The sequence below is a fragment of the Staphylococcus microti genome (assembly GCF_000934465.1).
GTDB lineage: Bacteria > Bacillota > Bacilli > Staphylococcales > Staphylococcaceae > Staphylococcus > Staphylococcus microti.
The window spans coordinates 1-225 of the sequence record NZ_JXWY01000148.1 but is presented as its reverse complement, the minus strand read 5'-3'; the positions used below and the strand labels follow the sequence as shown (position 1 = coordinate 225).

Here is a 225-nt window from a genome sequence, read left to right as displayed (position 1 = left end):
TATAATCATAATTAGATTTAATAGGTTTTAAAAGAGAATTTAATAAAAAATACTCTCCTTTTTCATCAAAATTTTTAATAACATACTTATCAAAACTCTCTAGAGACCAATCCCCTTTTAATATATCTAGATTGCTATTAACCGCTTCTATACAAGGCTCTAAATTAAGCTTTTTAATACCTTGCATAAAGGACGGCTCTTTCTCAAATTTAATCCGATAAGTTC

1 pseudogene is annotated in these 225 nt (G+C 26.7%); it reads right to left on the bottom strand.

The features are described 5' to 3' along the window. Positions 1 to 187, bottom strand: a pseudogene (locus TP70_RS10880) (ParA family protein); the annotation flags it as partial. Positions 188 to 225: the final 38 nt, after the last annotated feature.